At 39.2% G+C, this 16,343-nt stretch carries 13 protein-coding genes and 1 pseudogene; all 14 read left to right on the top strand.

What is annotated here, in order from left to right:
* Positions 1-543: 543 nt before the first annotated feature.
* A pseudogene (locus tag H5154_RS16110) lies at positions 544-764 on the top strand (transposase); the annotation flags it as partial.
* Positions 765-1,278: 514 nt separating this feature from the next.
* Positions 1,279-2,043, top strand: coding sequence for an SDR family oxidoreductase (locus H5154_RS16115; protein ID WP_149982876.1), 765 nt, complete (start codon positions 1,279-1,281; stop codon positions 2,041-2,043).
* Between the two features lie 10 nt (positions 2,044-2,053).
* On the top strand, positions 2,054-2,896 hold the full coding sequence (locus tag H5154_RS24060) for a bifunctional transcriptional activator/DNA repair enzyme AdaA (protein ID WP_182718934.1): 843 nt from the start codon (positions 2,054-2,056) through the stop codon (positions 2,894-2,896).
* 569 nt (positions 2,897-3,465) lie between these two features.
* Positions 3,466-3,999, top strand: coding sequence for a hypothetical protein (locus H5154_RS16125; RefSeq protein ID WP_182718935.1), 534 nt, complete (start codon positions 3,466-3,468; stop codon positions 3,997-3,999).
* A gap of 761 nt (positions 4,000-4,760) precedes the next feature.
* Positions 4,761-5,633 (top strand): alpha/beta fold hydrolase, encoded by an 873-nt coding sequence (locus H5154_RS16130; RefSeq protein ID WP_182718936.1) that lies wholly within the window; start codon positions 4,761-4,763, stop codon positions 5,631-5,633.
* Between the two features lie 48 nt (positions 5,634-5,681).
* The gene (locus tag H5154_RS16135; protein WP_259398532.1) at positions 5,682-6,092 is read left to right on the top strand and encodes a hypothetical protein; all 411 of its coding nucleotides are present in this window, start codon (positions 5,682-5,684) and stop codon (positions 6,090-6,092) included.
* Positions 6,093-6,552: 460 nt separating this feature from the next.
* The gene (locus H5154_RS16140) at positions 6,553-7,062 is read left to right on the top strand and encodes a ClbS/DfsB family four-helix bundle protein (RefSeq protein ID WP_182718968.1); all 510 of its coding nucleotides are present in this window, start codon (positions 6,553-6,555) and stop codon (positions 7,060-7,062) included.
* 579 nt (positions 7,063-7,641) lie between these two features.
* Positions 7,642-7,911: a hypothetical protein gene (locus H5154_RS16145; protein ID WP_182718937.1), complete on the top strand. Its 270-nt coding sequence runs from the start codon at positions 7,642-7,644 to the stop codon at positions 7,909-7,911.
* Positions 7,912-8,014: 103 nt separating this feature from the next.
* A complete protein-coding gene (locus H5154_RS16150) occupies positions 8,015-8,587 on the top strand; it encodes an SMI1/KNR4 family protein (protein ID WP_182718938.1) in 573 nt (190 codons plus the stop codon).
* A gap of 51 nt (positions 8,588-8,638) precedes the next feature.
* Positions 8,639-9,052: a hypothetical protein gene (locus H5154_RS16155; protein WP_182767974.1), complete on the top strand. Its 414-nt coding sequence runs from the start codon at positions 8,639-8,641 to the stop codon at positions 9,050-9,052.
* Positions 9,053-9,348: 296 nt separating this feature from the next.
* Positions 9,349-10,101: a DJ-1/PfpI family protein gene (locus H5154_RS16160; RefSeq protein ID WP_182718940.1), complete on the top strand. Its 753-nt coding sequence runs from the start codon at positions 9,349-9,351 to the stop codon at positions 10,099-10,101.
* A gap of 408 nt (positions 10,102-10,509) precedes the next feature.
* On the top strand, positions 10,510-11,427 hold the full coding sequence (locus H5154_RS16165; RefSeq protein WP_182718941.1) for a carbohydrate kinase: 918 nt from the start codon (positions 10,510-10,512) through the stop codon (positions 11,425-11,427).
* Positions 11,428-11,658: 231 nt separating this feature from the next.
* Positions 11,659-14,598 (top strand): SusC/RagA family TonB-linked outer membrane protein, encoded by a 2,940-nt coding sequence (locus H5154_RS16170; RefSeq protein ID WP_182718942.1) that lies wholly within the window; start codon positions 11,659-11,661, stop codon positions 14,596-14,598.
* Positions 14,599-14,631: 33 nt separating this feature from the next.
* Complete coding sequence (locus H5154_RS16175; RefSeq protein ID WP_182718943.1) at positions 14,632-16,341, top strand: RagB/SusD family nutrient uptake outer membrane protein; 1,710 nt, start codon at positions 14,632-14,634, stop codon at positions 16,339-16,341.
* The last annotated feature ends 2 nt before the right edge of the window (positions 16,342-16,343 follow it).

A 16,343-nucleotide genomic window follows, 5' to 3' on the forward strand; every position in this document is an offset into this window, starting at 1 on the left:
GAAGAAGCGCAATGGCTTGAATCAATTCAACGTTTCAGGCAGCAGTACTCAAATTTTGCAGGCAGCAAACAACGGTTAAAGCAGCAAGCCGCCAGCAACGATGTAAAATGGTACAAAGGCGCAGGCTGAACAGTTGCATCTTTATTAGGTTGTTTTAAAAATACACTATTGAACAAAGTGACGGCCTAGCTTTGCCTTTTTTTGCCTAAAATCCTTTCCAAGCACCTCAATTCTAAGCTCTGTAACTAACACTAACAGTATGTGAAAAAATAATTATGCGATTATCCACAACGGGAGAGGTGCTAAATTTTCTGACACAAAATATGTGTCTGTCCTTTTTATTTCCGTTTCTATTTCCTGCAGTCATCTTCATGCGTGTAATTTAGGTTTAATAGGGCTAATGACTTATTTAATAGGTGAAATAAAAATAACCCCGCAATAAAAGATAAATTCTGAACCTGAAAAGTAAATTTAGTGACACAGTTTTATTTGTTCAATTAGAGTGGCTCTCTTATTTAGTTGCTGCTGAAAGGTAAAGGGTTAGGAAAGATAGTCGACGCTGTACCAATAGTGAAAGGTCATCAAATGTTGAAGACAGAGCTGTTCCAGATCACTGGGAGTTGGACTTGAACCAAGGCTCAGAAAACAGCTTTATCGCGACCTTAGTTGAACGACATTCTAGGTATGTAATGCTAGCGAAAGTACCTAGTAATAAAACAAAGCCAGTAATCGAAGCATTGATTAGACAAGCTAATAAGTTGCCAGCACTGCCAAGCTAGTATGTTGCGATTAATTTAGATGTAGCGACAAATTAAATAGTTCGAACGAGTTAGCGGCCTAGCTTGCTGCATCAAATCAGCTAATTAACCTGCTTAATTGCTCAGGTCAGTAACGACTGTGCATACGAAAAATATAATTGCTTAAGGGTTAAACATTAGGTTTAATGGATAGATAATAAACACTGAGTAACGCAGGGACAGCATAGATACGACAGGCACACTAATTAAATTTGCTTGCTATAGCTTAGGTCATAAAAAGCCTTTCTATATATGTAAAGTCCATAGCATAAACAACACCAACTCTACACATCGAGCAGGTAGCGCCTCAGTCCGACAAGCGATTATGCAACACAAACTGCGTGTCGCATAAATACTAAAATGTTATAGCGCAATTGAAATTCAGCAAGATTCGGGTCGGCATTAATCGTTCGGCCTCCTAATATAGCATCTGTTCGGGCATATGCCCTTTAATTGTCAGCAGAGCTAGGAGAAATAATCGATGAACATATTGGCCAACAAAGTTGCTATTGTTACTGGTGCCAGCACCGGCATTGGCTACGCAGCCGCGAAGCTTTTTGCGAGAGAAGGTGCTGCCGTAGTGGTGGCAGCAAGGCGACAGAAGGAGCTTGATGAACTGGTGGAATTAATCAAGACTGAAGGTGGGCAGGCACTGGCACTAGCCGGTGATGTTGGCGAAGAAGCTTTTGCCAAAGCTTTGGTAGATAAGGCTGTAAGCCACTTTGGTGGCCTGGATATCGCTTTTAACAATGCTGCCATTCTGGGTGCTATGTGCCCTGTGCCGCAGATGTCGCTCACGGACTGGAATCAAGTTATTGCGACCAACTTAACCAGTGCATTTTTGGGCGCAAAGTACCAGCTGCCCGCCATGGCTGCCCGAAAAGGAGGTTCGTTAATTTTCACCTCTACCTTCGTTGGTTACACCGCAGGTATGCCAGGCATGGCTGCCTACGCAGCCAGTAAGGCTGGTCTTATTGGTTTGACTCAAGTGCTGGCGTCAGAGCATGGGCCTCAGAATATCCGGGTCAATGCCCTTTTGCCTGGTGGTACTGATACGCCAGCGGGACGTGAGTTTGCTAATACGCCAGAAGCATTGGCGTTTGTGCGTAACCTGCATGCGCTCAAGCGTATGGCGACACCAGATGAAATTGCTCAATCCGCATTGTACTTAGCATCCGATGCATCCAGTTTCACAACTGGTTCTGCGATGTTGGTAGATGGCGGTGTATCCATAAATCGTGTCTGAGAGGCAGAGTGTGTCAGACTATGACCGTATCGCACGTGCTATGGCATACTTGGTAGATCGTGCAACTACCCAGCCCGCTCTAGAGGAGATAGCCGCCCATGTGCATCTGAGTCCGTATCATTTTCAGAGGTTGTTTTGTCGTTGGGCGGGTACCACGCCAAAGCGGTTTTTGCAGGTCCTGACATTGGAGCGTAGCAAGGAGTTGTTGGATAAATCCCGCTCTCTGCTCGACGTTTCACATGAGATTGGCTTAAGCGGTAGTTCAAGGTTGCATGATCACTTTGTGCAGCTGGAGGCAGTGACACCGGGGGAGTATAAAAATAAGGGTAAGGAGCTACGTATCGAATACGGTGTGCACCCTACACCACTGGGGCCTATGTTTGTAGCTGTAACACAGCGTGGTGTTTGTAGGGTTGAGTTCATGGACTTCAATTACATTGAAGAGCTGCTGGATGACTTGCGTAACGCTTGGCCATTGAGTTCGATTGTTGAAAGCATCACATCTACGCACTATGTTATTGATGCGTTTTTTAGTAGTGATACAGCTGCCAAACATGGTCCGCTGTCGCTTCATGTGAAAGGTACGAATTTTCAGGTAGCTGTGTGGCGGGCGCTGCTGAAAATACCACCGGGCGCAGTGGCTAGCTATTCTCAGGTAGCCACAGCACTCAATGCGCCCCAATCTGCAAGAGCGGTTGGTAACGCCATTGGAGCAAATCCTGTTGCTTTACTGATCCCCTGCCATCGGGTAATACAGCACAGTGGTGCACTTGGTGGTTACCGTTGGGGGCCAGCCAAGAAGCTTATGGTACAAACATGGGAAAAAATGCGTGATGAACCTGTTTCGCTATAACAATGTCATGCAGCTGACGTTCTTATCTTACCCCGCGCGGCAGATGGCGGGCGTTGAGGCTGTAGAATTACTCTTTACAGGAACGAATGCACCTACTTTTAGTTGTTCAACTTTTAACCTTGAATCTACTATCAAGCTATGATCTAGTAAATATTATTCACCCACGGTAAATCGTTATGGCTCTTTCGTTGGGTGAGGAGTCAAGCGAGACTTATCCTACCAAAATAAATTCATTCCAATCAATTTCGCTGAGCAAATTGACCTTGCGCGGACAAACGAAAGTGAATGCTTTCACTTCACACTGCGGCAACTGTATTGCTTAGTTCATAATAGAGAAAAGCTGCAAAACACGATGCACTAATTAGGGTAGCCCTTATCACCTCAAATAAGCCACTCAAACACCTTGCAAAATGCCAATTAAAATAACACCAAGTCCTCTTTTTATATTTTACGTAAAATCGAAGTAACTAATTGAATCAAAATAGGAACTCGGCTATGGTGAATGCATCAATAAGAATAAATTAAAAACGAGTAATTCTACAGGCTCGTTACATTTCTTGAGAATACGCATGACCAAGGCAGAAATTAAAAAGTTGTTTGTTGCAATCGAAAAGCACGACCAGGATTCAGTTCTTGGTATCCTTGCAAAGGATAAGGGCGTAATCGAAACAGTTGGGCACCATAACGCTAATTGCAGAGACAAGACTCCTTTGATGTATGCCATGCAATGCGAAGATTTTGAGCTTGCCAACAAGCTCATAGAGTTGGGGGCTAACGTAAAGGCAAAAATGCCAGCAGGGCCTGAGACTAGCGTAATTCAATTAGCTGTAAAGTTTGGCCATGGTCTAAATCCAAATTTTGATAAATGGCTTAGCTTTACTCAAAAGCTTATTGAGCAAGGCGCTAATCCATCAGAGGCCTTATGGCCGGCGTGCCATGGATACAACAAAGTTGCGGATAAACCGGAAATTATTTCACTATTATTACAAAATGGTGCTTCCCTGGAAGGCGAAGTTGGCAATAGCGGTAGCACAGTGAAAGAGCTTCTTGTGATTAATTCGCAGCTCTATTCAAGTCGAGTTCTTAATCTATTCGGGCTGTAGCAATGACAAAATGTGACACATATGAGCCTTAACTCTGTCAATAGGCACTAGTATTTTCTTTAACCGTTTTTATACAGTGACGGTCAATTCAAAATCAACTTTAATTCAATAAGCAAATTCGTTTACTTCGTCGGCCGATGCGGCGGTTAAGCAAGTAGCTTACGGCAAACACATATAGGCGCGTTACGCAGTAATCGATTATTGCGAGCTCATCGCAGCCAGGTTTTTCCCATATCCTTTTGGAGTCGCTGGGGCACTACGACTAAATGGATTTAGAAGGTAGAGCGAAGCAGGATGCTAGAGCCGAGACATTCATCGGTTAACCTTATCATGGCACTATTCAAGGCGGCTGGTTTCATCATTGTGATCCAGTTATATTTAGGTGCGTAACGCAGTTATCAAGTCAGGTGTAAGCGACTTTGTTTATTGTATTAATGCACGCGTACTGAGTGTCTAATCAAGGCAAGTGGTTTAGGTCTGTAGGCATATAATCAGGTTAAACCTTGTTGGTTATTAACTCACCCAATTGATTCATGCTCAGCCTTATATCCAGTTAGATGTTCAGCTGAAATAAAAGGACAGACAAAAATTTTTGCAATATTTACTTTTAGATAAAATAGAAGTAACCGATTGAATCAAAATAGGAACTCGGCTATGGTTAATGCATCAATAAAAATAAATTAAAACGAGTTAATCTACAGGCTCGTTATATTTTAAGTGCTAAATTTTACTTCTAAATTAGCTATATAAGGGATTTTATAATGAAAACTGGACTTTTAGTTCTATTATTTATCGTAGCCTTTGGCGTATCTGCAAAAGACGTCATTAAACCAAGTGTTTCAGGCTTGTATCAAGTAGATAAAGTGAACCTTTTTATTGAATGTTATGGTGAAGCCTCCCCTTCAATAATTATCAATGCTGGCTTTGGTGGTACGGTTGAAGACGGAAACTGGAAGAAGGTAATACAATCACTTCACAAAAAAAATAGAGTGTGTATTTATGACAGAGCCAACTTGGGGAAAAGTGATAAATCGCAAGGCCATTATGATCTAGGCACTATTGTTGAGCATCAAAATGTATTGTTACAAAGGGCTGGAATTCAGCCTCCTTACGTAATGGTTGGACACTCTTATGGCTCATATCCTATTAAGTTATTTAATCACCTTTACCCTGAAAAGGTCAGCGCCATTTTACTTGTAGATCCTTCATTGTATGGCCAATTTAGAAGCCATATAAAAAAGTGGGATGCAAAAAATGACACATATGATGCTGATACCAAGAAGAATATGGAAGCTGAACTTGCTAGCTGGCATGGTGCTCCTGATAATCTAGAAAAAATTAATATGAGAACTAGTTCAACGTTCATTCAGCAAAGCGACGATTTTGGTGACACACCTTATGTATTACTTTGGAACAGAGACGCAATTTGGGTGCCTGCAAATCAAACTCCAGATAACTGGCATCCAGCAGTCTGGGAGCGTATTAAAAAGTCTTATTCTACCGAATTAAATAAGATGCAGACTTTATCTAAAGATACCAAAATTACATTTGCAACAACTCCAGAGCATTACATACAAAAACATGAACCAGAGATTGTTATCGCAGAGATTAATTATTTATTGAATAAACTTTGAAATGAGTAAGCAAGACATAACAAGCGCCTTAACTCCAACAATGTTAAGTTGTCATGGTTTTGGCAAACAACGCAAAGTCATGCCAACACATTATGTAATGGTCTAATTGGACTGATTTATATCTTTTTAGTAGGATTAACTAGAGTTGTTAAACGCGATAAAGATGGCTTAAGGCGCATTAAATGGGGGTTTATAAACCTTGTACTATTTAGCTTGTCCATATATCTCTATGTTAATCAATCCTTTCTAAAGTTTGGTGATATTACTGCGGCAAGTATTTGCTTGGCTTTTTTATCAGGGGTTTTGCCAATAACACTTTTATTTTCTTTATGGATTTCTTTAAGAGGAAAGTTGCAAAGTAAGTTAATAAAATTGGATATTGCATCGATCATGATGTCTATACAATTTTGTTTAGTATTGGCTGCTTGGGGGCAGATATCCACTATATTTTGGCAATAAATTGCAGAGCTTTAACACATATGAGCCTTAACTCTGTCAATAGGAACTAGTATTCTTTTTGACCGTTTTTATACAGTGACGGTCAATTCAAAATCAACTTTAATTCAATAAGCAAATTCGTTTACTTCGTCTGTCGATGCGGCTTCATCATTGCAAAGATAAGCTCTTATCACCGCAAATAAGCCACTTAAATATCTGTAACAACTTGAAAAATGTCAATTAAAACAACACTAAATCCTATTTTATATTTTACGTGAAAGTCAGTTGTCGATTGAATCAAAATAGGAACTCGGCTATGGTTAATGCATCAAGTTCAGCTACAGGTTGCGCAGGAGTTGGTGAATGAAAAAACATAACAAAAGCATGTTGCATAAACTACTGAGTGGTTGGACGGTTTTTCCGCTCGTACCGCGCTACAAAACCGCCGCAAATGCAAGGCATTATGTGAATGGAGGTTAAATTGTCTTCTGTGCCAAGAAATAAGGATGAATTGGAGTTAGCCATAAACTCAGTGTTCCCAAAACTAATGGCTGATTATCGCTCAATTTCAAAAAGCAAAGCTCGTAAATTGGGCGTAGAAGGAAATATCAAAGGTACAATCATTAGCGTTAGTGACACAGTTGCTTACCTGATTGGTTGGGGCAAACTGGTCCTTAAATGGCATCATCTAAAGTCTCAAAATCAGGATGTAGATTTCCCTGAAACTGACTACAAATGGAATCAACTTGGGTTACTAGCTGAAAGTTTCCACGAAAAATATCGTGACTGGAAATACGATGATCTGCTTGTTGAGCTGGAGTCTACGGTTCACGAGATACTTTTACTCATTTCAAGTTTAAGTAATCATGAGTTGTATGGTGTTGCGTGGTATGAGCGATGGACTCTAGGGCGCATGATTCAATTTAATACGTCATCACCTATGAAAAACATGCGAACAAAAGTTCGGCGCTTCAATCGGGAATTCACATAACACATATGAGCCTTAACTCTATTAATAGGCACTAGTATTCTTTTTGACCTTTTTATTCAGTGACGGTCAATTATAAATCAATAAACAAATTTGTTTACTTCGTCGGCCGATGTGGCTTCATCATTGCAAAGGTAAGCCCTTATCACCGCAAATAAGCCACTTAAATATCTGTAATACTTTGAAAAAAAGCCAATTAAAACAACACCAAGTCCTCTTTTTTATATTTTACGTGAAAGTCAGTTGTCGATTGAATCAAAATAGGAACTCGGCTATGGTTAATCCATCAATAAAAATAAATTAAAACGAGTTATTCAACAGGCTCGTTATATTTATTAAGGTAGTTTAAATATCATTTGATAGTGAAATAGCTGCATTCATAGCAAAGTCAGACCAAAACGGAGAACGGGCTGATTTAGAAAAGTTAAAACGATTAAATAAAAAATAGGCGGTATTATTCCTAAGTGGTATATCGAGGCAATGTCCACACCTATTTTGCAATTTACTTCTTGGCTGGCAAAAATTTGAACCAGAAGAAGACTTTGATGGCATTGAAGAGATTCAAATTGTGAACATTGATTTATGGAAGAAGTTAATTGTGATTCCTACTCAGGGATGTATGTGTTGCCAGCAAACTATCTTGTTATTGGTTATGGCGCTGATTGGGCTGATAATTGTTTTGTAATTCCAACGGATCAAAGCGACGATCCGCCTCTTTATGAAGTGTTGCATGATGTGGCACTCAGCACTGAAGAGCTTGTTTCGACGATAAAGTCGGGTGCAGGTGGCTGTGAGAAAATAGCTGATAAACTGTCTATTTTTGTGGGCAATGCGATTGCACTAAAAACATAGCAAATTACTGCAGTGCGACTTGTGAACAGAGTAACAGAGCACGTGATATGGAGCTAATAAGCAATTTCACAGTTAATATGAACGATATTTAAGAGGAGGTTCTGTGGTTACTAAAGAAATAGAAAATATTGAGCGCAGTATTGGTAAGTTACCTAAATCTTACCGTGATTGGATCGAACAGGGTATTACAAAAGACAGCTCCTACAATATGTATTTGTTAGAGTGGATTTCAAGCTCAAATGTATTGAAAATTGAAATAGCTCCTGAGGGCGTACTTGATGGTATTTTGCCAATTGGTGTCTTCCATGGTGTTGCATTTTGGTGTTTGGATAATAAAAATAATGGCAGGGTCATTTTATGTCCACATGATGATATCGTTGCTGATTTTTATGCGCCTTCAGTTGAAGGGTGGATATATCGAATTTGCTTACAAGAAGCATCTAATTTCTGTGATGAAGACGAGATAGTGCAAAAACAGTTACAACTTTGGGCGTCTTTACTCGAAGAATCTAAACCTACTTGGGCTGAGCACATTATGTTGCTGGCAAAATCAAAGGTAAAAAATATGGGGCAGCACTCTGGCGTTATTTCTGACGAAGAGGTAGAAGCAATCATAGCTAAAGAATTCGGTTCAGAGTATTTAACAGAAAAAGTTGAGTTTTTAAACCCGAATTAACGTTAGTGGAGTCTCTTGAATTGGCTTCTATTTTTTTGGGAAGCAGTGTTAATGTGGGCATTGTGGAATACCTGTAAGGTGCATATGATCAATCAACTTAAAGTGACGAATATTGAGTTTTACTCGGATGAAACAGCATTAGTAACTGTTGAAAATGAACACTCAGCCGTTGACGTTTTTTGTCACATTTGTGAATACTCCATAGGTGATAAAGTTAATAACCTCCTTAAAGTGCTAGATGCCAACGTTAGAGCGGCGTACCTTGCCGATTGGCCGGTAGAAATGATTGCAGAAGCATCTAAAGAAAGAATTGAAAAAACGGGGCCTTATTCATACATAGGTTGTGGCAAAGTAATTGATGAAAATGAAGGGGTTATTGAGGTTCAAGGTTTTCTTATCGAGTTCGGTGATCTACCTTGCCAAGGCTCAGTCGAGTTTGAAATTGATAGGCTTGATTTATGGTAAATTGCTTAATAAAGCGTTGATGACAACTGCATTGATAGGCTAATAGATGTAGTCTGGAATGAGAGCGATAAAACGTTTTTTAGTCTTTACTGATAAAAAAGAAATTATTTTAACTTGTGATGGAGCGCCACGACGTGAAGTCGTCATATAACAAACCAATTATTCCGACCTTAACTCGCTACGCTCGTTTCGTCGGCATCTTGGGGCTTTAAGTGTCTAGGCTGATTCCGTATTTAAACCTTTTATTCAATTGTATCGTCTAAATAATGAATTTAATCATTTAAAAAAAGAAAACAATGAAGCTTTTTATATCTATTTTACTTTCAGTAATACTGTTTACTTCAACTAACCTAAGCGCAGAGTCGACAAAAAAAGTATTAATCATCGCATCAAATATGATCGATATGGGGGATTCTGAAAAACACGATGCGAGAAATAATTTATGGGAAGTTGCTCCACCGTACCATATTTTTATGAGCCATGGTTATGATGTCGATTTTGTTTCTCCAAATGGAGGAAAGGTTGAGTTCATGATGGATCCGTTGGGTATTAGTAGTTACACCATTAAATATGAAGGCTTTATGGATAAAGCGAAAAACAGCTTTGCTCCTGAACAAATTAACCCAAATGATTACTGGGGAATTTATATTGGTGGAGGGTATGGCCCATTATTTGATGTAGCTAATAACAAGGAATTACAATCAATTATCGCCAAAGTTTATGAATCTGGCGGTATTATTGGTGCAGGTGGTCACGGTGCCGGTGCGTTTGCCGATGTATTATTATCTTCTGGTCAGTATCTTGTTAAAGGTAAAAAAATTGCTGGTTTTCCTAATTCTACTGAAAAATCTAAGTCATGGGCTAAACAAGGTACTCTGCTACCTTTCCTTGTTGAAAGTCAGTTGAATAAAAATGGAGCTATTGCACAAAACAAAAAAACCTTAGAAGATAAACACGAAGTGGTCGTTGATCAAAGAATCGTTTCAACAATGTTTTTACCTTCAGCTGCTCTAGTTGCAAAAGAAATGATAATTTCTCACAAGCAGTAAATGCACATAACACATATGAGCCTTAACTCTGTCAACACAAGTTAACGAGTTATCAGCGATCCGTTAGAACTCGAGGTAAACTTCTACTCCAAATACCATTTAGGGATAAAAGTTTGCGGTAAAAATTCATAAATTAAACTCTCAAGCATATTATTTGCTTTATTTATAAGTTGCAGATAGACATTTAGTTAATTTTATTAACTTAAATAAACAACGTTGTCTTTTTGTTGCTTAGATGAAATAATATCTCACGACATTTATTTAACAAATATATCTGCATTTTAATTTTTAAGTTAAAAATGTTTAAGTTATTGAAATTTAATATCTTACTTTCTATGAAGTGAAAGGTAAGTTGAACTTTGTCTAATCCGTTATCTGACCATACGAAGCGTATAAGGAAGCTCTTGAATGAGTATAATTGTGAATCAAAACGTGGCTAATAAAATTAGTCTAGTTTGTTTTGGGGAGGTCCTTTGGGACTGTTTTGGCGCAACTAAGCGTTTGGGAGGCGCACCTTTAAATATGTGCTTTAGGGTTAAATCACTTGGAATTGATGCACAAATGATAAGTGCAGTAGGGGAGGATGAGTTAGGTGATGCTCTGCTTGACGAATTAAAAGAAAAGCAATTGAGTACAGAGTACATTGCTGTAAACCCAAACAAAAATACCAGTACGGTGCAGGTAACACTTGATAGCCATGGTTCTGCTAAGTACGAAATTATGCCTGATACTGCCTGGGATAATATTGTTTTAACTGATGAAATTATTGGCAAAGTTGAATCGACGGATATTTTTGTGTTTGGTAGTTTAATTGGCCGTACCGACACTTCATTAATAACTTTAAAGCAACTACTAGAACATGCGAAGTTTAAAGTGTTTGATGTAAATTTACGAGCTCCTCACTATCAACTTGAGAGCTTAATAGAATTAATGAATAGCGCTGACTTTATCAAACTAAATGATGAAGAACTATATGAAATAGCAAAAGGAATGGGGTGTAAATACCATTCATTAGAGCAAAACTTAGCATTTATAGCAAAGCAAACCAACACAGAGTTTTTGTGCGTGACGAAAGGAAACCATGGTGCTTTATTATCGATTAAAGGTAAAAACTACTATAACTCAGGCTACCTGATCGATGTTGTGGATACTGTTGGTGCAGGGGATTCGTTTTTGGGGGCTTTAATTTATCAATTGTGCATTCAAAACGATCCGCAACAGGCAATAGATTTTGCTTGTGCTGCAGGAGCTATGGTTGCTCAGCAGCTAGGGGCAACACCAGATATAACGCATCAGCAAATCTTAGAATTTATTGAACCATGTTAGCGTACAGCGTTGTATTTCAAGTTATACATATTTTTAATAAAATATTTTGTTATTTATATTGAATAGATGTTTTTTTAATGTTAAAAAGACAACGTTGTTTATTTGTGTTAGACCGATCAAGCCAAACAACAAAGTGTAAAAAGATATTTTTTTACGCCAAAAAGACAACGTTGTTAATTTGAATGATGAAATCAACATTCAAAAAATAAAATTAAAATGAGGACACACACAATGCTCAGATTTAGGAAAAACCAGCTTGCTGCGAGTGTTAGTACAGTATTGATAGGTTGTTGGCTGCCATCCAACAGCTTTGCCGCTGAACAACTGCAAGAAGAAGCGTCGGCCAAGGTTGGTATTGAAGTTATTGAAGTTTCATATGGTTATGGAAGTGTTAAAAAACAAGATTTAACCGGCGCAGTGAGCACAGTTGAGCTTGAAGATGTCGTTGATCAGCCTTCAGGTAATATCATGCAAAATTTGCAGGGGCGTGTGCCTGGCTTGCAAATTACAACTAATGGTTCACCTAACTCTGCAGCAACAGTGCGTATTCGTGGTCAAGGTTTAGGACCTTTAGGTAATAACGATCCTCTTTATGTTATTGATGGTGTACCAACTAAATCAGGCATGCATGAACTTAATAGCCATGATATTGCTGATATACAGGTGCTAAGAGATGCGGCAGCTGCAAGTATTTTTGGTGCTCGCTCTGGTAATGGGGTCATTATTATTACCACCAAAAAAGGGAATGAAGGGCTCGACTTTAATTTCTCTTTTAATCAGTCATATGATGATTTTAATTATGAATTAAATCCATTAAATACACAGCAAAGGGGACAAGCAGTTTGGCAAGCTGCAGTAAACGACGGCTCAGATCCAAATGCAGCAAGTTCTCTTTATAGCTATGATTGGAATAATGATTTTAATAACCCTCAATTAAACAACGTTGTTTTTCCTGAGTTTACGGATGCTGCAAAGGTGCAACGCCCAGCTGATACTAATTGGTTTGATGAAGTTACGCGCTCTGCAAAAGTAACCGATCTTAACTTTTCAGTTTCAGGTGGTTCAGACAAAGCTTCGATATATAGTTCACTTGGCTATTTCGGCTCAGAAGGTGTTGTTGATGGCTCAGAGTTTGAACGAATAAGCTTTCGCGTCAATTCTGATTATCAGCTAACAAATAAGCTTAAGATTGGTGAAAACTTTATAGTGACAAATCAAGAATCAAACTTGGTTAATGATCTGGCCGGTAATATTCTAACTTTGGCTATAGAACAACAATCTATCGTTCCTGTGTACAACGATAAAGGTGGCTGGGGAGGACCCGTCCCTGGTGTAACTGACCGTGATAATCCGGTTAGACTAATTGAAATGAATCGAGATAATGTTAGTAGATTCAATAAATTAATGGGAAATATTTTTGTTGAATATGAGGCAATAGAGGACTTAACGTTAAAAAGCTCTATCGGTTTAGATTACGGACAATACTACTTTAGAAACTATACCCGTGCTTTTCAAGCTGGCTCGCTAAACTATGGTGATCAGCTGTCAGTGACAGAAAACTGGAATAGCAGTTTTAGTTGGACTAATACCGCAGAATATAAGCTTGATTTAGATGCAAATCATTTTACGTTTTTGGTCGGTACAGAACAAATAGATTATGAGTATGAAGGATCTGTTGGTTTTGGTTCAGGTTTTGCGTCTGATGATCGTGATTATGCTCATTTATCACAAGCAACGGGTGATGTTCGTGTGGAAGGGGATGGCGATAAATGGTCTCTTAATTCTTATTTCGCGCGTATGGACTATAACTTTGATGACCGCTATTTAGCAGGTTTAACAATACGTCGCGATGGCTCATCTCGTTTTGGTAGTAATAATAGCTACGGTAATTTCCCTGCTATTTCTGCAGGTTGGGTGATCAGCAACGAATCATTCTATGATATTGAATTTTTATCTACCTTAAAGCTTCGAGCTAGTTGGGGCAAAACGGGTAATCAAGAAATCCCTACCGATGCAACATATACAACGTATTTAAGCCGTTATGCAACTCGGTCTTTATTCACTGATCAGCAAGATGAAGGGACCGCTTATGATATAGGCGGTGCAAATGGCGGCACGCTTCCTTCTGGATTTGTAAAAGCACAAACAGGGAATGATGACCTAAAGTGGGAAACATCAACGCAAACAAACATTGGTCTTGATTTTGGCATGCGTTACGAAACCATATACGGCAGTATCGATTGGTTTGAAAAAACCACAGAGGATATTTTAACGTTAACCAATCCACTTGCAACATTAGGTGAAGGCGCTCAGCAATGGGTCAATGGTGGCACGATTGAAAACTCTGGTTTTGAGTTTCTCATTGGCTACGCCGATTACCTTACTTTTGATAGCTTAGATGGTGATATCGATGTCGATATTAGCTTTAACATTTCTTCTGCTAAAAATAAGGTTGTCTCACTACCAGAGGATGTTGTGAATTCATTTGGTGGTAATGGTGATGATAAAACGATTGTTGGTCATTCAGTCAATTCTATTTATGGTTATGTCGCCGATGGGTTATTCCAAAATCAAGGTGAGATAGATGCTCACGCAGCGCAATCTGGGGCTGGTTTAGGCCGAGTTCGCTGGAAAGATTTAGACGGCAATGGCGTGATTGATGAAAACGATCAAAGCTTTTTCACCGATACTGATCCTGACTTTATGTATGGATTGAACATGAATTTCAAATACAAAAATTGGGATTTCAATATGTTCTGGCAAGGTGTTCAAGGAGGTGAGATACGTAATAGCTGGCGTGGATTTACTGACTTCACATCATTAAATATAGGCTCTAACTACGGTGATCGCGTTCTTGATACATGGTCAGTTAACAATACTGACAGCAATGTACCGGCATTAACTTTAATCGATAACAATGGTGAAGGCCGTCAATCAAGTTTGTTTTGGGAAGATGGCAGCTACATAAAGCTGCGTAACTTATCTATCGGTTATACACCTGATGAACAGTGGTTAAGTCAATACGGTATAAGTTCTGCACGAATTTATTTGCAGGGAAGTAACTTATTGACCATTACTCCGTCAGGGACGCTAAGCCAGGATCCAGAAACTCCAAACGGCAACTTCCCAATTCCAAAACGTATTACGTTAGGCGTGAACCTTTCTTTTTGATTTATTAAAACGACAACGATACGAGCACATATTATGAATAAAATTAAAACACTATTTACAGCAGCTACACTCGCGCTTTCTTTAGCATCGTGTGGTGGTTCTGATCTTGATGTTGCACCTTCTGGGGTATTAACCGAAGAGCAAGTTTCTAACAGTGAAAATGTAGATGCGTTGATTATTGCTGCCTACTCATATCTAGGAAACGATCATTATACCGCACCTAACTTTTTATGGCCGACAGGAAACTTACGCGCTGGAGACGCCCATAAAGGCGGTAATGGACCTGGTGATATCTTTGCTTATCATGCTTTGTCTTTATATCAACCAATAGTGCCTGATATGGAGTCTTTCCCGCCAGATTTAATTGATTTGAACAACAAAAAATGGGTACGTAATTACACCGGTATTTCAAGAGCAAACTCAGCATTAGCGGTAATCGCAAATGCGCCAGATGCCATTGAAAACAGTGCTGCAAAACAATCCGAACTGCGGTTCATTCGCAGTATTTTCTACTTTGATTTAAAAATACATCATAAGCATATCCCGTGGATTGATGAAACAATGACTCAAGATCAAATTCTTAGCGCTACTAATCGTGAGCTAAGCGATCAAGAGTTATGGGATAAAATTGCTGCAGATTTTGAGTTTGCTGCAAACAATCTACCACAAACCCAAAAAGATGTTGGACGCGCTTCAGCGTTATCAGCTAAGGCATATCTAGCTAAAACACTACTCTACCAAGCGTATGAGCAGAATGAGCTACATCAAGTTATTAATATTAATAAAGATAAACTTGTAAAAGTGGTGGCTCTGGTTGATGAAATTGAAGAAACGGGCGTCTATGGTTTATTTGATGATTACGCGAATAACTTTTTGTTTGAAAGTGAGAATGGTAAAGAGTCAGTTTTTGCTATTCAGCGCTCTCTAAATGACGGCTCTCCAGATGGACGTGGTAGCTGGCCTAGTGCATTAAATGCCCCAATGGCTGGTGGTTTTGGCTGTTGTGGTTTTCATGTACCAACAGAAAATTTCGTTAATGCGTTTAAAACAGACCAACAAGGTTTGCCGTTATTCGACTCTTTTAACGACTTTAACTACGACATGACGACAGACTCAGTTGACCCTCGCCTAGATCACACTGTGGCAATGGAAGGTAAACCATTTAAGTATGACGAAAACTTAATTCATGGCGGTGATAGCTGGGCACGTGCCCCTGGTATTTATGGCAACTTTACGGCAATGAAAGATCTTGAACACCCTGACTGTAGTTGTCGTGGTGAGAATGGCCCTTTTCCTATCTTTTCATTAAATACACCGCTCATTCGTTACGCTGATGTATTGCTTTGGAAAGCTGAAGCATTAATTGAGTTAGATAGGTATGACGAAGCATTGCCAATTATTAACCGTATTCGTGAGCGTGCTAAAAATAGTACCGGTAAATTACACAACGCGAGTATTTATAACATGGGCTTATATACAAGTTTTGATTCTAAAGAACAGGCAAGAGCGGCACTACGCTTTGAGCGACGTTTAGAATTAGGGCTTGAAGGACATCGCTTTTTTGACTTAGTTCGATGGGGAATAGCGAAAGAAACTATTGATAGTTACTTAGCTATTGAAGCTGTACGTAAACCTTATTTGGTCGATGCTATTTTCACTAAAGGTCGTGATGAGTATTTACCTATTCCGAACCAGCAGATGATTTTAAGTGGTGGATCGTACACACAAAACCCAGGTTATTAATA

The sequence above is a fragment of the Pseudoalteromonas sp. SR44-5 genome (assembly GCF_014163675.1).
Classification (GTDB): Bacteria; Pseudomonadota; Gammaproteobacteria; order Enterobacterales; family Alteromonadaceae; genus Pseudoalteromonas; species Pseudoalteromonas rhizosphaerae.